The organism is Endozoicomonas numazuensis, from assembly GCF_000722635.1.
Taxonomy (GTDB): domain Bacteria; phylum Pseudomonadota; class Gammaproteobacteria; order Pseudomonadales; family Endozoicomonadaceae; genus Endozoicomonas_A; species Endozoicomonas_A numazuensis.
This window is the reverse complement of the sequence record NZ_JOKH01000008.1, coordinates 190082-209972: the sequence shown is the minus strand read 5'-3', so window position 1 is coordinate 209972 and position 19891 is coordinate 190082. Positions and strand designations below refer to the sequence as shown.

Genomic DNA, 19891 nt, shown 5'->3' with positions numbered 1-19891 from the left:
TGTGGTTCTTGGTGTCCAGTGGTGGGACTGCCCAAGCTGTAAAGCCCACCATAACCGAGACTTCAACGCCTCAGTTAATTTAGATAGATATGGTCGAGACACGTTACAGCTCGACCTTAAACCCTACACAAGAGTGGCGTAAGACATACTTCGGTATGCAGCCGTGTTGACGGTGTAGATAAACCCAGATAATCAGTGATTGTCGTAGGTTTTTAGTAGCGGTTATTAAATCTGTGAATGATTAGGAAATGATTTTGTTCAGACATATTGATCTGCCTGACCAGTACATCCACTCATTAATGCTCACACGTACCCCGTTCATCCTGAGTTTGTCGAAGGGTGCTGGTAATGCACTTCGATAGGCTCAGCGCGAACGATATAAGGTTTAGCACTTATCTACAGTAGTTGGTTAAAAAAAGACCTACAGAAGCTGTTGAAAATAAAGAAGCCATTTCATCACTCAAAGGTAATGAAATGGCTTCTTTATTTTACAGGAAATCAGTCTTTGGCCTTCTAGTTCAGACCGCATTCTTCAGTATATTCAATATGCACTTTCTGATTCGCTCTGCTCTTTACGAATTCCATGCTACTGCCAGAATCCTTATGGGAAATGAAGATTCTCATTGAGTCATAGCTTTGCTGGATGTCGAGATCTTCCGAAAGCAACCCAGGGGCTACGTAAACGGTAACTTCATTATGCTCGGGCTGGATATTCAGAGATTCAGAGCCCCTATCTCCATTGAACCAGTACTCAGCTCTGCCCAGCGCTTTTTTTGAATTACTCGCACACTGCTTCAAGCGTTCAGCGCGCTGGTGCATAGCAGGCGCGTAATAAGGAGCCTGTGATTGCCTTCTCATGGCCCGGTGAGCAGCCGTGAATTTAACGAATGACTCTATGATATGGGTGTTAGGATCATCATCTTTCTGTTCATCCCTGGGGTCATAGACATATTCAGGGTGGAACTGAAAAGTACTGATATGGCCTTTATAGCTAGCGGCCATGATGACATTTTCAGGTTGCTCGGTGGTTAATCCGGCTATTTCAACGCCATTGGCCACCTGTTCAATCACATAGGAGTGCATAACGGTTCCATTGACCACCACTTCAGGCAGGTCACAGTGATTCAGCGCGTCAGATTGAGCTTCAGAAGAAAGGGCCATATAGTGGTTCAAACTGCCAGGCACCAGCTTGACCTGCTTGTGTCCATCAAACGCATCAGTCAACCGGGAGAGCATCCCGCCCTTGTTCAAGGCAAGATGCTGGTTGCCCGCACAAGTACCGAGTACAGGAATACCCTCACGCATGCTGTAGTCGTACAGCCATTGATAAATCTTTTCATGATCCATCATAGCCTCGGAGTCCAATTGCTCCAGCCCAAAGGGTTTAGTCAGATAATTAGGTGCACTATGGAAGCTATCACCCGCCCCGGGAATGATAATGCCATCCATAGAGGAAAGAAGCTGCTCATTCTTAAGCAGCCTTTCATTGAGAGGGACCACAAATATATTCAATTTCTGATTGTACTTCTCGTCAATCATCCTGAAGTGGCCTGAAAAGATTCCGTCATAATTAGCCATTCCTATGAAGGTAAAAGGCATGGTATCCAGAAAAGAAAGGGCTTTTTCAGTCAGATCATCTTGACCGGAAGACAGCATCAACCGGAGAGAAATAGATTGTTTAGTAGCACCAATCAACCCTTTGATAAAATCCACCAACATTGCCTCTGACATTGACACCAGCTCTGTATCACTGGATTGACGGATATAGGTAAATAATTGCCTGAAGCTGCAGTTTTCATCATTGATCAGGAAGTGGCGCATCTCTTCTTCAGAAGCAAATGACTCAGGAATATGGCATTCATCATAGTCTTCCGAAAAGAAATGCCTACCATCCTCATCCTCATCCTCATCATCAGTAATCCTTTGCGCTCTCTTAAGGAAGTACTCATGATTCACAATGCCTGCTAACAGAGAGCCAAAAGCGGGAGCTGCCCCGAGAGGGTGAGCCCTTAGCTCATACATGGAGTCAACCAGCTCTGTATCTTCATTGATCAGAAGCTCTACCTGATCTTCCTTGATACCCATTTTTTCAAGATATTTAGTTTGAAAAGCACCTTCTTCAAACAAATTTATCAGCGTGATCACTGTGACTATGGTAGATTGCTCAGGCTCTTTAGACATGTGCTCTGAGGTAAAAGACGGTTGCTCTACAGCCATTACCCATTGAATAAACAACGCGGCAGCCGTTGAAAGAAGGAGTGTTTTCTTACTCATACCTGACCCACTATCCCTACTGATTTGGAATCGCATGGAAAGAAATAAATCAAAGAAAACAAGCAAAATGGGTTGGCAGACATGTGTTTAGCTAATAACTATGACCCGTTCGACTCAATTTTTACCTGGAAGACTACTTTCTTTCCAAAACGCTTCTCTAATAATTGTCCGTCACCTGTATGAGATGACCCATTTTTAAGATGCTGTTTTTGACCCAGCTCCATCGATTTAGTTCCATGTTCCAGATTCAAGCAAAGTCAGGACTTCTAAGTAACTGATGAGATTTGATTATTATCAGGAAGGTATTCCAGCAGCGATTCCCGCTGACCACTAACAAACGTTCGATTCAATAGATTATTTCTGCCGGCATTTATCTAGGAGGCTGACCGAGAATAGCGTCCGAGCATAAAATTCAGTAGAACGAGTCAGTTTTTTCACTGAATTTGTGCGAATAGTTGACCTATTTAAGCAAATTCAGTGGAAAAGATGGCCGTTCTTTCTGGATTTTAGGCCGGGCTGTCTATTCTCGGTCAGCCTCCTAGGGCGGACGACATCCGACTGTGTAATCAGCCAAACTATCAGCAAGTTCTAAACACAGGTCAAACAGGGCTACCAGCGCCTTCCTACGTGGTATCAACTACCAAATGCTTCAAGCTGGCGCTCCTGCCTTCGATAATCGCTGTGAACAAATCTTCCCAGTTGTCGATGAGGAACCAGTCAAATAAGCCCCGTATCGCATGCCATAGTGCTTTTTTGGACTTCTTTGCTTCAAGAGCCTGCTGGAAGAACTTGCAAGCCAGCTGCTCTATCTGGTCGATGAGGAAGGCGGTAAAGGTCAGGCAGATCAGGTTGGTCGCCAGATGTTGCTTTCCGTGCCCGTAGTTGTGTTCGAGGTGGTAGCCCTGTGTTTTTAGCGTGTTAAAGGTTTCGTTTTCAATTTTCCACTTAGCACGACCCCCTCTCATGACTTTCGCCACATTCTCTTGAGTAAGTTGGATATCGGTGATCCATGTGTTGACGTATTTTTTGCCTTTCAGATCTGTTTCAACGTATTCGAGATAATTGACCAATGTCTCTTTGTGAGACTTGTTGATGGGGACATCATTCACGAATCGGAACCAGTGCTGGCTGCCCTTTTCATCGGTGAAGCAATAGCGCTTCACCTTGCCAGTCTTATTCAGTTCATCAACTGATTCATAAAGCGATGCGTGTGAGGTGTCCTTTGCCACCATAATGAAGCTGTACCCGTAGGATTTCACCAGTTTGATGGTGGGGCCGTCGGAGTATAGGTCATCGAAGTTCAGCACCAGTTTAAGGTGTGGATGCTCTCTGGATATATTGGACAAAAGTCGTTTCAGTGCCGTTTTTTCGCAATCATTCTTTGAAGCATCGACCTGTTGGATTATGGGTTCCGGCATCAGGGGAAGCGCTTCCTTTTTACCCGACTTGACCAGGCAGCAAGCCAGCAGCTGGTGATAGTACTAGGGATTCTTGCTGCCCGGCTTTTTTACGCAGCATTCCGGGCAGTCTATTTTTCCGGAGCTAAAATGCCCGGTTCCATCAATCGGGGCGAGGTTACCTTCCTCAAAATACTCAAACTGCCTGAGTCGCCCAGAGCGTTGCACAAAAGCAAACAGCTGGGTGAAGAATTTACGGAAATAGCGGGTTTCAATAGGGTCAAGCATCTCCCGGAGGTAGGTATCACAAGGAGCTTGGCCTACACGGTATAACGATTTCAGGTTGCGTAGCTTATCGGGCTTTTTCACACAATCGCGGTCAAACTGAAGCAACGATGGATACTTCAAATGCATCACGGCAAGACCACTCATGATGGCATCATGAAGCGGGATCGTATCTTGGCTAGCCCTTTTTCGAAAATCCGGGATTTTTGAAGCTTCTTTAGAGACGATGGTGATCAGTTTTTCGGCAACGGTCTTTCGTTTGGATGGTGGCACAGTAAAACAACAACACTCATAAAATCTGGAATACTTTGCCTGAAAGTTTACGATTTCCAGATTTGTAAGTCAGCCTTAAAGCCTTGGTGCTATTGACTTGAATCAATTTAGCGGGAATTGCTGGTATTCCAGCATGTCGCTCCTCCCTCAGCCTTGCGAAAAATTGATCTATATTTCTTCCAGTTCACATTTTTCCATCACCTGAACGAAAGATAATTATGAGATTTCTAGCGGTCCTGGCTCTGTTTGCCGGCTCAGCTGCCTATGCTGCGCCCTACAACGCAACGAATTCAAGCAAGCCCTCTGGCTTTCATCAAAATGAAATCGCTCCAGTCCTTACTCATCCCTTAACCCGCTTCTCAGTTTTTGGAGACAGTGTCTCCGATATTGGCAATACCTGGGAACTGATCCGGGCGCTGAGAGGCGTCATCCCTCCCGATATTCTTTTTAAAGTATTGAATACCGATATTGAAGACAGCGAATTTGGCAAGATTCTGAAGACACTTGGTATTTCTGTGGATGACCTGAAGCATCTGGAAGACACTCAGGCTCAGAAACTTCTGGAAGCGCTTAATAAGGTCATCCATATTCCGACCTCCCCCAATGGCTACTATTTCCAGGGACGCTTTTCCAACGGTCCGGTCTGGAATGAATGGCTGGTAGCCATGACCGATGTTCAAATCACCTCAGGTGACTATTTTGTTAACCGGGCTTATGGAGGCAGTTTTGCATCAGAGCCCAAAGACGATATGCATCTTGAAGGACAACTCATCCCACCCAATATGAAGCTGATCGTCAACGCCTATCTAAAAGAGTATCCGGCTGAAAAAGGAAAACTTTGGATGCAGGGCAATCAGGGTTTCAGTGTTCTCTATGGCGCGAATGACTATATCTATGGCTATTATAATTATCAGGTCGTTGTAGAGCGTATTACCGAGCAAGTCACCAGGCTGGCCGACTTTGCCAGCCAGTCAGCCACTGAAGATTCTCCTAACTGGATTTTTGTTGGCAATCTGCCTGACCTGGCCTGGGTACCACGATTCAAAACCGGAACCGATAAAAACAAAGGACCTCTATTATCCAAAGCAGTCCAGGGACACAACAAGCTGCTATTGCAGCAATTACAGAACCTGCAGCAACAATATGCATCCAAATCGGTGCGAATAGAATTACTCGATGTATACTCCCTGGTGAAGAACGAGCTGGAAAGCGATCACTATAAAATCAAAGATCAACCTTGCTACAACATTGTTTATAAAATAGGGCAGAGATTAAAACGCAGTGACAAGGATGCAGTACCATGCTCTAAAGAAAGCTGGGACGACTATGCCTTCTGGGATCCCATTCATCCTTCGCGAAAATTTCATGCCAATATTGCTTATCAGGCGTGCCAAACCACCTTTTCGAAAGTGGGCGCTCGATGCTTTATGCCCGCATATGACAAGCCAGAGACTTACCCGAACACTGCCCACAATCCCTGACAAAAAAGGCTGATACATCCATCATCTTTCACGTTGTTACGTTGTTATCAGCGTTCACTCCCCCATCATTGACTGACCCTATGGTCACGGGAATTAACTCACACGACCCTTAGTAACGTTTAATACTCTACAAATTCAGAAACGGGGCGACATGGCCCCGTTTTCTCTTCAAACAATCGATCAATCAGACAACAGTGACCGACTGATAATCAGCTTCATGATTTCGTTGGTACCGCCGTAGATACGTTGAACCCTCGCGTCAGCGAACGCTCTGGCGACAGGATACTCCCACATATAACCATAACCTCCGTGCAACTGCAGGCATTCATCAATCACCTTACACTGCAGGTCTGTCGATAACAGCTTTGCCTTGGAAGCGGTAACTGCATCCAGTTTTCCCTGAATATGCAATTCAAGACAACGATCGACAAAAACCCGCAGACTCGTCACTTCAGTGTCCAATTCAGCCAGTTTGAACTGAGTATTCTGGAAGGAAGCAATGGGTTTTCCAAAAGCTTTACGATCCTTCACATACTCAATGGTCTGCTCCAACACACCTTCACTGGAGGCGGCAGCAGTCAGGGCAATACTCAACCTTTCCTGCGGCAACTCTTCCATCAGGTAAACAAAGCCTTTGCCTTCCTCACCCAAAAGGTTTGTTTTCGGGACACGAACATCCTGAAAAAACAGCTCGGATGTATCCTGAGCCTTCATGCCAATCTTCTCCAGATTGGAACCTTTTTCAAAACCCGGAATACCGGCATCCACCAGAATCAGACTGATACCACTGGCTTTTTCATGAGGGTTGGTTTTACAGACAACAATGACCGTATCAGCATGCTGACCATTGGTGATAAACGTCTTGGAACCATTAATAACGTACTCATCACCTTCCAGAATAGCGGTTGTTTTAACGCTCTGAAGATCAGAGCCTGTGCCTGGTTCAGTCATGGCAATAGCGGTAACAATTTCACCCGACAGACAGCCCGGAATGTAACGCTGTTTCTGATCTTCAGTGCCGTAATTCAGAATATAAGGCACAGCAATGTCAGAATGCAGACCAAAACCGATGCCTGTCAGCCCCATTCGGGATATTTCTTCATCGACGATGGCGTTGTATCGAAAGTCGACACCTACACCACCGTACTCTTCAGGCATAGTCGGTGCCAGAAAACCCTGTGCACCAGCTTTGTTCCATAGTTGACGGTCAATGGCACCCTCTTTCTCCCACTGACTGTGGAATGGGGCGGCTTCGGTTTCCAGAAACTTACGAACACTGTCGCGAAACTGCTCGTGGTCACTGTCGAAGATCGTTCTTGGAATCATTGTAGTTTCTCCGAATCAATGAAATTTTTTGCCTGAATTCAGGTATTCAGTAACGATGTCAGGTGCCTTGAACCGATCACCGTAACGACTGCTCAGATCATCACAGCGTTCCACGAATGCCTGCAGACCATAAGTATTAACGAATTGAATGTAACCTCCAGTCCATGCTGGAGCGCCTATACCCATAATAGAACCAATATTGCCATCAGCCACTGAACGTAAAACACCTTCTTGCAGGCACTTCAAACTTTCAATCACACAACGGAACAACAAACGGTCCTTGATGTCCTGATCACTGATTTCTATCTGTGGCTGGTAATACTTTTCCAGCAACTCAGGCCAGATAAATTTACCCTTCTCAGAATAATCGAAATAACCTCCATCACCGTGATAACGTCCCCCCCTGTTGTATTTTGTCACCAGTTCATCCACCAGCTGGCTGGCCAGAGGGGTGGGATCGTTTTTAGCTTGCTTGAGTCCCATTTGCAGCTGAGTTTCTTCAATGGTTTTAGTCAGCTGCAAACTGACTTCATCATGTACAGTCAGCGGGCCAACGGGCATTCCAATAGCTTTACCTGACGAATCAATGCGTACCGGATGAATACCTTCTGCAACCATCTGGGCGGCTTCATACAACTGGGTAGCAAAAGTTCTGGACGTAAAGAAACCCACACTGTCGTTTACGACGATGGCCGTTTTACGGATCTGGCGAACGAAATCAAAAGCTCTTGCCAGAGTTTCATCACTGGTTTTATCACCACAAATCAACTCAACCAACGGCATTTTATCCACAGGTGAGAAGAAGTGAATGCCAACAAAATTCTCAGGCTGATCTGAGGCTTCGGCCAAGCGCGTAATCGGCAGAGAAGATGTATTGGTTCCCCATATACCGCCTTCTGCCAGCTGCTGTTGTACCTCCTGTGTCACCTGATGCTTGAGCTCTAGTTTTTCAAATACTGCTTCAATGATCAGGTCACAGCCTTCCAGATCACTGTTCTGACCTGTTGCCAGAATCCGGCTTAAGACTTTCTCTTTTCCTGCGTCATCGTTTCTGCCACGGACAATGGCTTTGTCCAAAAGCTTTGATGTGTAAGCCTTGCCTTTTTCAGCGCCTTCCAGAGAAACATCTTTCAGCACCACTTCAATACCCGCCATTGCAGCAACATTGGCAATGCCTTGCCCCATCATTCCGGCACCAATAATGCCAAGCTTCTTCACGCTGCTCTGGGGTATACCCTTAGGACGACTGGCACCACCATTGACCTTATTCATCTGGAAGAAGAAGCTGGTGATCATATTTTTCGCCTCTGGCGAAATGACCAGCGAAACAAAATTTCTCGATTCAATTCGCAAGGCCGTATCAAAATCCACCCGCAGTGTCTCAACGGCTGTTTCCAGGATACGTTCAGGCGCAGGCAGCAGGCCTCTGGTTTTCCCCATTACCATAAAAGGTGCAAATTGTGCCGCCTGAGCGACTGAAGGCCGGTTGATATTACTTTTTATTCGATAACCTTTCTGATCCCAGGGCTGCAGCACGGCTTCTGGATTACCCCGGTTTTCTACCAGCCAGGTATGGGCCCTGGCCATCAGTTCTTCAGGGCTGCCCACCAGCTCATCAACCAGTCCTTCGGCCAAAGCTTTTTCTGCCCTCAGCCGCTTACCTTCCAGTAGATAAGGCATGGCTTTCTCAACACCCAGCAAGTGAGTCATTCTGACAATCCCTCCCCCACCAGGCAGGAGACCCAGAGTCACTTCCGGCAAACCAATTTGGACTCTACTGTCGTTCAGGGCAATACGGTAGTTACACCCCAGACAAAGCTCATAACCCCCACCTAAAGCAACACCATTAATCGCAGCCACTACAGGCACAGGCAATGTTTCCAGACGCCTCAGGAAACCTTTGATTGCTTCCACTTTTTCAAAATACGTATCAACCTGATCGGCACCGACCGTAAGAATTTCTTTCAGATCACCGCCAACAAAAAAATCCTTCTTGCCTGATGCAAAAATAACCCCGGACAAGCCAGATTCCGACTCCAGTCTGTCCACTGTAGCGGACATCACTTCATCAAATTCTGAATTCATGGCATTAACCGGACCGGTCATATCCATGGTGATGGTAACTATGCCGTCGCTGTCTTTATGATAATTAAATACGCTCATATCCATCGTCCTCTGGTCAGACCCGCTCAATCAGGGTTGAAATACCCATGCCACCACCCACACACAGAGAAACCATGGCTCTCTTGAGATTTCTTCGCTCCAGTTCATCCAGAACGATGCCCACCAGCATGGCTCCGGTTGCCCCCAGCGGGTGTCCCATGGCAATAGCTCCTCCATTCACGTTGGTGATTTCATGGTCAATACCCAGATCGCTCATATAGCGCAGTGCAACAGAAGCAAATGCTTCGTTTATTTCCCAAAGATCGATGTCAGACTTCTGCAACCCTGCAATTCTCAGGCACTTCTCAGCGGCAGGCCCGGGGCCTGTGAGCATAATAGAGGGTTCAGTGGCCAATACGGCGCCCGCGACAATTCGGCCTCTGGGCGTTAACCCCAGATCTTTACCGGCTTTTTCGCTGCCAATCAGAACGGCGCTGGCACCATCAACAATGCCGGAGGAGTTTCCGGGAGTATGGACGTGATGAATAGCTTCAACTTCAGGGTATTTAGAAAGAATCATCTCGTCTGCCCCCATCTGCCCCATTTGCTGAAAAGAAGGTTTCAGTCTGGACAGTCCTTCCAGGGAAGTCGAAGGTTTGATGAAGTCGTCTTTTTCCAGAATCACAAGACCATTGCGATCTTTTACGGGCACGACAGAGCGATCAAAATAGCCACTGTCCCTGGCATGAGATGCACGACGCTGAGATTCTACTGCATAGGCATCGACTGCTTCTCGGTTCCAGCCTCCCAGAGTGGCTATCAAGTCAGCGCCTATCCCCTGGGGAACCTGCCTCTGACTGATCACAAATTCAGGATCGGTAAACATAGCGCCACCGTTTGACCCCATAGACACCCTGGACATGCTTTCAATACCGCCAGCTACAGTCATTTCTGACCAGCCCGACATAACTTTCTGTGCCGCAGTATTCACCGCTTCAAGACCTGAAGCACAGAACCTGTCCAGCTGAACTCCAGCAACGCTCTCATCCCAGCCAGCCTGTTGCACAACGGCCTTGGCAATATCACTGCCTTGCTCGCTGATCGGAGTAACACACCCCAGAACCACGTCATCTACATAACTAGTATCCAGTGAGTGACGTTTTTTCAGCTCCCTGAACAAACCTGCTGAAAGTTCCAGAGGACGGACTTCGTGAAGACTCCCGTCTGCCTTGCCTTTGCTACGAGGGGTTCTTATCGCGTCAAATATATATGCCGATTGACTCATGTTGTTCCTCTGCATGTCAGTGCCTGAATGAATACTGATTGAGAAGTGAGCGCTGGACAATGACGGTTCTGATCATGAAAAATAGTCAAAAAATGACATTCCAACTGTCTCAGGTTCGCCTGATATGGAATAAAAAAATGGCGACGTTTTGAATACAGCAAAAACTATCACTATTTCCTCACTCCTACTCACACATGCACTCTCTGGCATTCGCACCAAAGGAGTTGACCTTGAAAGGTTACTGAGAAAGTGTGGAATAAAAGCGTCTGATCTCAATGATCCTCAAAACCGATTACCACTGGAAAATGTCGTAAAGTTACTCCGTTACTGTAACGGAGTTCTGGGTGATGAAGCCAATGGACTGCTGCAGTACCCCATGCGCCTGGGCAGTTTCAGATTGATGGCACTGGCGGCAGTGCACAGTCAAAATCTGGGTCAGGCGATGGAACGCTGCCTTGATTTTTATAATCTGTTTACCAACAGCTTTTCCTATGAATTGATCGTTAGGCGTCGCTTTGCTGAGATCTCCATAACCCGACGTCCAGAGCAAAGCATAGTAGACGACTATGCCATCTGCTCCATGCTCAGTGTTATTCATCGGTTCAGTGGCTGGTTGAGCAATGACCGGCTCATTTTAAATCAGATACAGTTTGACCATACACCACCTCCTTACCGTACTGAATTACAGTACATGTTTTACGGGGCTCCGGCTCTGTTCCATCAGGTTAAAAACAGCATTAGCTTTGACCGGCACTACCTTGAACACCCGGTTGTCCAGACAGAAGTGCAGGTAGAAAGCTATATCCGTCGGGCTCCGATGGATATATTTCTTCCTTTGGATGCGGGTGGTTTCTGGACAATGGAAGTGCGCAGACGTTTGAAAGAGGCTTTTGCTACAAAGAGAGAACTATTGTCTCTGAAGGTTCTGGCAGAAGATATGTCCCTCAACCCTCAGACCCTTAGACGGCGCCTGAGAAGAGAAGGCAGCAGTTTTGATATCATTAAATCTCATATACGCCGGGATATTGCTATTCACCACCTGGGTGACAACCAGCAAACCATTGAAGATATTGCCGAAGCAGCTGGTTATACCGAGCCCAGCTCATTTATCAGAGCATTTAAAAGCTGGACAGGCTTTACGCCGCTGCAATTCAGAAAAGGACTGGATACGCTATAAGGTGACGTCTAAACAGGATTTCACCAGATTTCTTTTACTGAAGTTATAACCACTGATCAGTGAAATCACCGATTCCTTACCCAATAGCTGATCGGTAATTTCAATGACAGAAGCGCCTTTCTGATTCATCATCTGAACGTCTCCGGCCAGGTTGATGATGTAATCATACTTCTCCCTAAGCTTCTTTTTGCCTTCTTTTACGATGCCCCTGTGAGGACAAAAGATCAGCTCGAAATCATAGTCCAGAACCTTGAGAATACTCTTCAACAGGGTATTCACATCTTCATCAGCCCTGAGCATTTTCAGGTGATTGGCAATATACAGGTCGGCACTGAACAACCAGCCTCTTTCAGGAAGGAGATAGCAGGTCATATCCTTGGCGTGTCCGGGAGCGAAGATTGCGTCAACCTGCTCACCTGAACCCAGAAAAATATCATCAGGAAGCGATTTTGCTGCGGCTTTTCCAGGGCTACCCCAAACCAGCTTTTGCATTAATGGGGTAGGATAACCCTCGCGAAGCTTTTTCAGTGATAGCTCGGGAGCCAGAGGAGTCACCCCGGTCATCTGGCTGATACGACCAATGTTTCCGGCATGGTCTTCATGATGATGGGTAATGAGTAGCTGCTCGAGAGATTTCTCAGCTATGAATGATTTAACAAATCGCCACTGGTTACTGGGACCTGTATCGATGACTGTCTCACCCAGGCGGTAAACAATAAAACTGGTATTGACCCCGAGATTAAATCGTCCCACCCTGATGGCGTCCAGATCCTGATGCTGAATGCGCTCTAAAACAGACATCCTTTACACTGCTCCAATGAGAAAAATCAGCACAGTGTGAGCCGATCATCCGTCGGGGACAATAGCCAAAACCTTCAGTCTGGATTGACTGAAGGTGACAGCTATAAACAGGTCGCTCTAATTTACGACTGAACGTCTGCATCCTTTGACTTTCGTGATGTCAAACGGGCAAACAGAATACCTATCTCAAACAGCAACCACATAGGGCCTGCTAAAAGAGACTGGGAAATAACATCAGGTGGGGTCAGAAGCATCCCCAGAACAAAGCAGCCAACAATAATGTATGGACGCTTTTTGGACATGGACTCAACGGTCGAAACCCCGGACCAGATCAGCAGTACAGTAGCTACCGGAATTTCAAATGCCATGCCAAAGGCAAAAAACAGCTTCAGAATAAAGTTCAGGTAACTGTTAATGTCGGTCATGACCGTAACGCTTTCCGGCCCGGAACTGGTGAAGAAGCCGAAAATCAGCGGAAAGACAACAAAATAGGCAAAAGCAACGCCCGCGTAGAACAATACGACACTCGCAACCAGTAACGGAATTGCCAGCCTTTTCTCATGCTTGTACAGCCCTGGTGCAATAAAACCCCATATCTGATTCAGAATAAAAGGAATAGCTGCGAACAGGGCCAATACCATAGTCAGCTTGAAGGGAGCCAGAAAAGGCGACGCAACATCCGTTGCTATCATGCTTGAGCCTTCGGGAAGAAAGGCTCTCAGAGGCTCTGAAAAAAACTCATAAAGCGCACTGGAAAAATAGAAAAGCCCGGCAAAGAGTATCAGCACAACTACCATGCTGCGCAGAATACGGGTTCTCAGTTCGAGCAGGTGCTGAACCAATGGCTGCTGCTCGTCACTGCTCTGTGTAGTAGATGACATTCGTTTTTATCCAGATAAACCCTGTAGAAATATATTCAAAGTTCTTGAGGACCCTGAAGACCCTCAACACAGACTTTGAGATCAGGCTTTATGGGAAATTTCTTTTTGAGTGCTGTCTTCCTGTGCCGTTTTTTTCACAGCTGCGTCGTTCTCTTCGTCAGTCAACGCTTGCTTGAAACCTTTTACCGCACCACCCAGATCGCCACCCAGGCTCTTCAGCTTTTTTGTACCGAACAGCATGACAACAATCAGCAGAATAATTAATAACTGCCAGATACTGATTCCACCAAGACCCATTGTTATTCACTCCGATGGTTAGTCTGTCAGAGGCTTATTCCAAACAGCCTCTAAGTACATTGGAAGGATACTCAAGAGGGTGCCTGTCTCACAATCAGTAGATTCAATAGGACAGCCGCCGCTTGCGAAGAAACAAGAGTAATTCCTGCACTGAACCCTACCTGAAAGGATTTCTAATAACCAAATTAATTATCAGGCTCTGGCTTTATGAATGCATACCGGCATAAATACGGTGCCTTTCTTCCTCGACAACACTGATCACCCGTTCTCTGAGCCATTTAAGAACCGGATGATGGCTGTCTGATTCCCGCCAGGCCAGACCTATTTCAAAATCCGGGATCGATAGAGGGGGATAGCACTGACTCAAAGGTGAGTCAGACTTATCTAGCTTCGACAATACTTCAGGCACCACACTGATATAAGGCTTCCCTTTCAGCAACTCCAGCAGAGAGACAAAACGTGTACAACCCAGGGTGACGTTTCTGGAGAGCCCCTGCTCAGCCAGCAACTCATCCACTTTACCCGACAGCTGCCCATCAGGTGAAACCAGTGCATGATCTGTTTGAAGATAGTCCTCCAGTGTTACCGGCAGATCGAAGCCCAACACCTGGTTATCAAACAGACAAACATGTTTTTCGATATATAATGGAGTTATTGCCACATCAGCGGGAGGTGATGGCCAGTGGCCTACCGCCAGATCCAGCTTCCCTGACTTCAGCCAGTCATAACCATTACTGCGGTTCACCGTCACAAAGCTGACTTTGACATGAGGAGCCGCTGAGGTAATTTTCTCCAGAACCGGGGCGGCATAAATCATCTCAGAGTAGTCATTCAGTCCGATACGAACGGTTCCGTCCCAGCTTTCTGGTTCGAAAGCGGTCTGATCCAGAACCTGCTCACGGATGTCCGACAATATACGACTGATGACTGGGTAAAGTTCACAGGCTCTGCGGGTAGGATGCATCTGCTGCCCCTGTCTCTCCAGCAGATTGTCATCGAACAGTCTGCGAAGCCGACCCAGTGCGTGGCTCATGGCAGGCTGACCTACAAACATTCTCTCGGCCGCTTTGCTGACACTGCGCTCTTCATAAAGGGCTTCGAAAGCGCTGAGGAGATTAAGGTCAACCCGAGATACATCAATCTTATTCATAACTTTAATTCAGCCAATTAATTCGATTAATGATAAATCCATCCTTACAATAACCGGCAAAATTTATACGCTTTACTCTTTTCATTCTTCTGGACAGCTTATGGGACATTCGATACTTGACGTCTTCTGGCGTTTCCTGGTGCTGGGCTGTTACTCCTTCGGGGGGCCAACGGCACACATTGGCTACTTTCACAAAGAATTTGTAGAACGTCGCAAATGGCTCAGTGAAAGAGATTATGCTGACACCGTTGCACTTTGCCAGATGCTGCCGGGGCCTGCCAGCAGTCAGGTTGGTATGAGTATTGGATTTGAACGTGCGGGTTTGCCCGGAGCAGTTGCCGCTTTTCTGGGCTTCACCTTCCCTTCAGCCCTGATCATGATCCTTCTGGCTCTGGGTTACAGTGAAATATCAGGTATTCCTGCAGCCATGGGTATTCTTCAGGGTATTAAGCTGTTCGCTGTTGCTGTGGTAGCGGATGCATTGATCAAGATGGGGCAATCATTATGCCCGGATCGCCCCAGAATTACGCTGGCGGTTCTTTCTGCAGGAGCTATGCTGCTTCTGCCCCATGTCTTAACTCAGATTGGGGTGATTCTTGTTGCGGCTGCCTGTGGATTTGTTATCTACCAGAATCAGTCTGCAGGTGAGAATACTGCCCAGGTAAAAGGCAGTAAACGACAAGCGTTTGTTGCTATGGGCCTGTTTCTGGCTGGCTTACTGGCATTGCCCTTTATGGTGGAATTATCCGACTCTACCAGCCTGAGTCTGTTTGACAGTTTCTATCGTGCCGGTGCATTGGTATTTGGCGGTGGTCATGTTGTTCTGCCCATGCTTCAGGCAGAAGTTGTTCATCCTGGTGGCGTTACTCCTGATGCCTTTCTGGTAGGTTACAGTGCTGCCCAGGCAGTACCAGGCCCCATGTTTGCCCTGGCTCCTTTTCTGGGCGGTGTTTACGGTGGCACCTACAGTATTTCCCACGCGCTGGCTGCACTGTTTGGTATCTTTGCTCCATCATTTCTTCTGCTGACAGCGGCATGGCCTTTCTGGAATCGTCTGAAAGCGATGCCCAAACTCAGAGCCGCCATCAATGGTATTAATGCTGCGGTGGTAGGTCTGCTTCTGGCGGCCTTCTATAACCCGGTGATTACCCTGGCCATTAAAGATGCTCAGGACGTTGCCCTGGCACTACTGGCTTACCTGCTTCTGGCTGTCTGGAAGCTGCCTATTGCCTGGATGGTGCCCCTGTTTGCCGGAATGGGTTTCCTTCTGATCTGAGCAATCATTGCTTTCCGATCCTTTTCATCAGGCTGTCTATATAAGGCAGCTTGGTGATAATTTCCTTGAGATTAAACTTCCCTGTCATTTGCTGTTCCAGCTCATACTCCTTTCTTTCCAGACTCCGGTAAAAACAGATCATTGCTATAGGCACTTCCAGTGGAGCTTCTCTGCATACTGAGACCTGGCTGACCATTTCAGTATGTTCATCCACCTCAAAAGGCAGTTGTGGTCTTTGCTGGATTTCATGAAAGAATTAGACAGGTTTATTGTCGTAGAGATTCATTAAATCAGCCTGTGGTCCCGGTGGAGTCACCCCTGGAACACCCGCTGTAGTCACATGCAAACTGGCAAGGTCAAACCGGAAACCCAGTTGCACATACCTCTGAAGCACTTCAGGCCTCATCCCGAGTGCTCGATGGTCTCTATAGATAATGGCGTGAAGATTAGCAGGTGGAAAAAGTGCAAGAAGTGGCGCATGAAACTCACCACAACGGATTGGCCAGCTGCCAATCTCTTTGGAATGGAATAATACGCCACACGTATAAGGGCCGTATGTCGAAAAGGAGTTGTTGCAATCCTGCAGACTGAAGTGAAAATGCTGTGCAGCCTCAACGGTGGAGCACGTCAGACTGTATAAAACACTAAAAGAAATGAGCCAGCGAGAGAGTTTCATCACAAAATCGATTAAGCATCATTTAAAAGCTGAATGATGAGTAACATAGTTCATGAGGTATTGTCAGAGAAAGAATATCAACTGACTGGGAGTGAACAGCAAGAGGCTGGCACAGCATAGCTGTTATTAACCGTACCGTTCGCACTGAGCCTGTCGAAGTGCATCAACTGTATCCTTCGACAAGCTCAGGATGAACGGAGTGTTTATGGCAATTAACGCCTGGCTGCTCTAAAAATCTAACCAGACAATCAGGCTGCATTAGAAAACACTGAATCATTCAATGCTTTCTGATGCAGCCGGGAATCAGCCCGGCCTGCATGTTTGGATTTGCGGCGATACTTTGTTTTGTCTCTTTCCTTTCTCTGCCTGAACATGGGGTCCTGCATCAGTTTTAATACCGCTGATGGCCCCCGCCTTTTATTTTGTTTGGATTTAGCCATGATTCCATTTTCCTTTCTTGAGTTTCCTTTAAACACCCGTCTGACATATTCTTCAACTACAAGCCACTCAGGCACCTAAAGATATGACCATAATAGCCCGTTTTTTATCCCTGCTGCTGGTTGCAGTGCTTTCCGGCTGCGCAAGCGATTATAAGACAAGCAGCCCTCTCATAGAAACCCGAACTTATGCTGGGGTAGATGCCGTTCCCGACCCAGTACTGGAACAGACCCTTGAGCTGGAGAAGCAAGGTATTCTGTCAAACGTTGCCGTGATGGAATCTTTCCCGGTACAGATTACCGCAACAGGCCCTGTACGAGTACTTGAGTGCATTTCCAACCCGGGAGGAACCTGGGTTCCAGCTCACAATGAATGTGAGGGTATGAATCAAACCACTTGTGAACAGCTGGGAGGAGACTTCAATGAATGTGCTTCAGCCTGCCGTCATCAGACTGACGCAATGATCTGTTTTCAGGTTTGTGTACCCATCTGCACTTTTACATCTCAATAAACTTGAGTTGTCGGGCAGTAGCGTTGTGCCACTGCCTGACAACTTATTCAATAAAGAGCCTTCAGCCTTTGGCCAATATCCGTATGGTGCATAAAGCCTTTAAAGGTTTTGGCTGCGTCTTCATTGCCGTAGGCAATCACAACAACCGGGGTTGTTGTGTGAGTACCGGTTCCCCAAACAACATTTTGCTCTTCCGCCATTTCACGACCCAGCAGGTTGTACTGAATTTCTGAGCCATATACATAAAACGCACTGAAGTCGTTGATTACAGGCAGCTGTTTATCTTTCAGGTAGGAATGCTCTGGATCACGAAAACGGTTCTCACCCATCGCCAGAACATTAGCCGCCTGATCAGCCGTAATATCAAAATCACTGTTTTCATTCACCACATCTGCCAGTACATCAGGGGTTTGCTGTTTGGCTGGACGTTGATAGAACTCACCCATCATTTCAATGAAGCTCTTCTTCTGGTTATACATGGCATCCAGAATATCCACAGAACCAAAGTTGAACATAGGCTTGTAGTCCTGACCTTCAAAAACCTTACCAGGCAGCTTTTTGGCTTTTGGCAGATTAGCAGCAGAATAACTAAAACCAAAAGAACCGGTTTCATGATCAGCCGTCACCAAAACCAGCGTATCGTCACGACCTTTTGCCCATTCATAAACGGCCTTGATGGTTTCATCGAACTTGATCATTTCATGCAGCATGGTACCTGCATCATTGTTGTGGCCTGCCCAGTCAATCTGGCCACCTTCAACCATCAGGAAGAAACCTTTGTCATTATTCTCAAGCAGATCAATGGCTTTTACCGTCATCTCCTTGAGCGTAGGTTCCTTGCGCTGTTCGTCATTTCGAGTCTGGGAGTAAACAATACCGTCCATCATGCCGGAATTACTGAACAGTCCTAGCACACGACCGTCTTCCAGAGACGACAGTTGCTCACGATCAAAGGCCAGCTTATAACCCTGCTGTTCAGCTTCCTGCAGCAAATTACGCTCATCTTTACGCTTGGAAGAAACACTAAAAGCGTTTCCGGTCATGGACTGAACACTGTCGTAGGTCTTACCTTTTTCGTTGACGGAAGCTGGCACCCAGTGTCGTAACCCTCCAGAAAGCATAACGTCTACACGGTTGCCTTCGAGCATATTCACGGCAATCTCATTCTCAAGAGAACGATGAGGCTGGTGCGAAGCAAAAGCGGCGGGAGTCGCATGAGTCAAACGGGTATCGGATACCAAACCTGTGGAACGACCTTCTTTTTTAGCCCGTTCCAATACAGTTTCTACAGCGTCGCCATGAGCATCTACACCAATGGCTTCAGAAGGTGAAAAGGTGCCTGTCGCCAGCTGGGAAGCTGAAGCGGCAGAGTCTACCACCAGAGCATCAGCGGGGTTATGCATGGAGAGACCCACTGTACTTTCTGCAATGATTTCAGCAAGACTGGTGGATTGCCCCTGGTAAATGGAATTGGGCGCCTGCCTAGGAGGCTGACCGAGAATAGACAGTCCGGCCTAAAATCCAGAAAGAACGGCCATCTTTTCCACTGGATTTGCTTAAATAGGTCAACTATTCGCACAAATTCAGTGAAAAAGCTGACTCGTTCTACTGAATTTTATGCTCGGACGCTATGATAAGCCTTAAATCAACCTTGATGATGCCTGATGTCACCACCAAAATTCAAAGATAGCCCTGTTGAGTTCGATCAGCACCTACTGTTTCCAACCAATATTTTCGATCTGCTTTCCAAAGATCATGACTGTTTTGTCTACGAAGGCATCTTTCAGAGCATTGATACATCTGAAGTCGAAAAAAAATACCACCACCTTGGCCAGCACGCTTATCCCCCGAAGCTCATTGTCGCCATCCTGATCTACGCCTATAGCCATGGCGTTTTCAGCTCCCGTGAGATTGAACGTCGCTGTCGGCAAGATCTGGCGTTTATGTACATCTCGCAAATGAATTGCCCGAACTTCAGAGTCCTGGGTGACTTTCGTAAAGATAACCTGTCCTTCTTCCATGACTGCTTCAAACAATCCGTCAAGCTGGCAATGGAGCTGGAACTGGCATCGCTCGGGCATATCAGTCTGGACGGTTCAAAGTTCAAAGCCAACAGCTCAAAGCACAAGGCCATGAGTTACGGGCGACTCAAGCTCAAAGAAGCAGAACTCAGTGCAGAAATTGATGACCTGATCGAGAAAGCCAGTCAATGCGACCAGGAGGAAAATGACACCTACAAAGAAGCCAGTGGTTACAGCAT

General features: G+C 47.1%; 20 protein-coding genes. 6 read left to right on the top strand and 14 right to left on the bottom strand.

The genetic code is table 11. The features are described 5' to 3' along the window. Position 1 precedes the first annotated feature (1 nt). The gene (locus GZ78_RS31090; RefSeq protein ID WP_152558923.1) at positions 2–142 is read left to right on the top strand and encodes a zinc ribbon domain-containing protein; all 141 of its coding nucleotides are present in this window, start codon (positions 2–4) and stop codon (positions 140–142) included. 371 nt (positions 143–513) lie between these two features. On the opposite strand, the gene GZ78_RS24145 is transcribed toward GZ78_RS31090, so the two are convergent. From GZ78_RS24145 to GZ78_RS27860, 3 genes are all read right to left on the bottom strand, one after another. After that, positions 514–2274 (bottom strand): glutamine amidotransferase-related protein, encoded by a 1761-nt coding sequence (locus GZ78_RS24145; protein ID WP_034842060.1) that lies wholly within the window; start codon positions 2272–2274, stop codon positions 514–516. Positions 2275–2897: 623 nt separating this feature from the next. Then, positions 2898–3692: a hypothetical protein gene (locus tag GZ78_RS27865; protein ID WP_051786504.1), complete on the bottom strand. Its 795-nt coding sequence runs from the start codon at positions 3690–3692 to the stop codon at positions 2898–2900. 63 nt (positions 3693–3755) lie between these two features. Further along, positions 3756–4229, bottom strand: coding sequence for a hypothetical protein (locus GZ78_RS27860; protein WP_051786503.1), 474 nt, complete (start codon positions 4227–4229; stop codon positions 3756–3758). 218 nt (positions 4230–4447) lie between these two features. Here GZ78_RS27860 and GZ78_RS24135 point away from each other — a divergent pair, with 218 nt between their 5' ends. Further along, the gene (locus GZ78_RS24135; protein WP_034842057.1) at positions 4448–5710 is read left to right on the top strand and encodes an SGNH/GDSL hydrolase family protein; all 1263 of its coding nucleotides are present in this window, start codon (positions 4448–4450) and stop codon (positions 5708–5710) included. A gap of 180 nt (positions 5711–5890) precedes the next feature. Here the strand turns inward: GZ78_RS24135 and GZ78_RS24130 are convergent, their stop codons facing one another. From GZ78_RS24130 to GZ78_RS24120, 3 genes are read right to left on the bottom strand one after another with little or no spacing between them, the layout of a single operon-like run. Continuing rightward, a complete protein-coding gene (locus GZ78_RS24130; protein ID WP_034842054.1) occupies positions 5891–7036 on the bottom strand; it encodes an acyl-CoA dehydrogenase family protein in 1146 nt (381 codons plus the stop codon). 15 nt (positions 7037–7051) lie between these two features. Further along, the gene (locus GZ78_RS24125) at positions 7052–9199 is read right to left on the bottom strand and encodes a 3-hydroxyacyl-CoA dehydrogenase NAD-binding domain-containing protein (RefSeq protein WP_034842157.1); all 2148 of its coding nucleotides are present in this window, start codon (positions 9197–9199) and stop codon (positions 7052–7054) included. 16 nt (positions 9200–9215) lie between these two features. Further along, complete coding sequence (locus GZ78_RS24120) at positions 9216–10424, bottom strand: acetyl-CoA C-acetyltransferase (RefSeq protein ID WP_034842154.1); 1209 nt, start codon at positions 10422–10424, stop codon at positions 9216–9218. 148 nt (positions 10425–10572) lie between these two features. On the opposite strand from GZ78_RS24120, the gene GZ78_RS24115 reads away from it, so the two are divergent. After that, on the top strand, positions 10573–11601 hold the full coding sequence (locus GZ78_RS24115; RefSeq protein WP_034842051.1) for an AraC family transcriptional regulator: 1029 nt from the start codon (positions 10573–10575) through the stop codon (positions 11599–11601). On the opposite strand, the gene GZ78_RS24110 is transcribed toward GZ78_RS24115, so the two are convergent. The 4 genes from GZ78_RS24110 to GZ78_RS24095 form a co-directional block, all read right to left on the bottom strand. Beyond that, positions 11596–12402 carry an MBL fold metallo-hydrolase gene (locus GZ78_RS24110; protein WP_034842049.1) on the bottom strand — a complete coding sequence of 269 codons (807 nt, stop codon included), beginning with the start codon at positions 12400–12402 and terminating at the stop codon, positions 11596–11598. The two genes, GZ78_RS24115 and GZ78_RS24110, sit on opposite strands and share 6 nt — an antisense overlap. Before the next feature lie 122 nt (positions 12403–12524). Then, complete coding sequence (gene tatC / locus GZ78_RS24105) at positions 12525–13283, bottom strand: twin-arginine translocase subunit TatC (protein ID WP_034842046.1); 759 nt, start codon at positions 13281–13283, stop codon at positions 12525–12527. A gap of 81 nt (positions 13284–13364) precedes the next feature. After that, positions 13365–13580 carry a Sec-independent protein translocase subunit TatA gene (gene tatA / locus GZ78_RS24100; RefSeq protein WP_034842034.1) on the bottom strand — a complete coding sequence of 72 codons (216 nt, stop codon included), beginning with the start codon at positions 13578–13580 and terminating at the stop codon, positions 13365–13367. Positions 13581–13785: 205 nt separating this feature from the next. After that, the gene (locus GZ78_RS24095) at positions 13786–14730 is read right to left on the bottom strand and encodes a LysR family transcriptional regulator (protein WP_034842021.1); all 945 of its coding nucleotides are present in this window, start codon (positions 14728–14730) and stop codon (positions 13786–13788) included. Positions 14731–14830: 100 nt separating this feature from the next. On the opposite strand from GZ78_RS24095, the gene chrA reads away from it, so the two are divergent. Next, a complete protein-coding gene (gene chrA / locus GZ78_RS24090; protein ID WP_034842011.1) occupies positions 14831–16006 on the top strand; it encodes a chromate efflux transporter in 1176 nt (391 codons plus the stop codon). Between the two features lie 4 nt (positions 16007–16010). Here the strand turns inward: chrA and GZ78_RS24085 are convergent, their stop codons facing one another. The 3 genes from GZ78_RS24085 to GZ78_RS24075 form a co-directional block, all read right to left on the bottom strand. Continuing rightward, a complete protein-coding gene (locus tag GZ78_RS24085) occupies positions 16011–16220 on the bottom strand; it encodes a hypothetical protein (RefSeq protein WP_034842001.1) in 210 nt (69 codons plus the stop codon). 42 nt (positions 16221–16262) lie between these two features. Further along, a complete protein-coding gene (locus GZ78_RS24080) occupies positions 16263–16682 on the bottom strand; it encodes a hypothetical protein (RefSeq protein ID WP_034841997.1) in 420 nt (139 codons plus the stop codon). A 248-nt stretch (positions 16683–16930) separates the two neighbouring features. Further along, positions 16931–17122: a hypothetical protein gene (locus GZ78_RS24075; RefSeq protein WP_152558920.1), complete on the bottom strand. Its 192-nt coding sequence runs from the start codon at positions 17120–17122 to the stop codon at positions 16931–16933. 83 nt (positions 17123–17205) lie between these two features. Between GZ78_RS24075 and GZ78_RS24070 the strand changes: the two genes are divergently transcribed. Further along, the gene (locus tag GZ78_RS24070) at positions 17206–17631 is read left to right on the top strand and encodes a hypothetical protein (protein WP_034841990.1); all 426 of its coding nucleotides are present in this window, start codon (positions 17206–17208) and stop codon (positions 17629–17631) included. A 47-nt stretch (positions 17632–17678) separates the two neighbouring features. Here GZ78_RS24070 and GZ78_RS24065 read toward each other — a convergent pair whose 3' ends face one another. Beyond that, entirely contained in the window at positions 17679–19046 is a 1368-nt protein-coding gene (locus GZ78_RS24065) for an alkaline phosphatase (protein ID WP_269078791.1), read from the bottom strand. A 249-nt stretch (positions 19047–19295) separates the two neighbouring features. On the opposite strand from GZ78_RS24065, the gene GZ78_RS24060 reads away from it, so the two are divergent. Further along, a partial coding sequence (locus tag GZ78_RS24060; protein WP_161787397.1) for a transposase occupies positions 19296–19891 on the top strand: 596 nt, incomplete at its 3' end.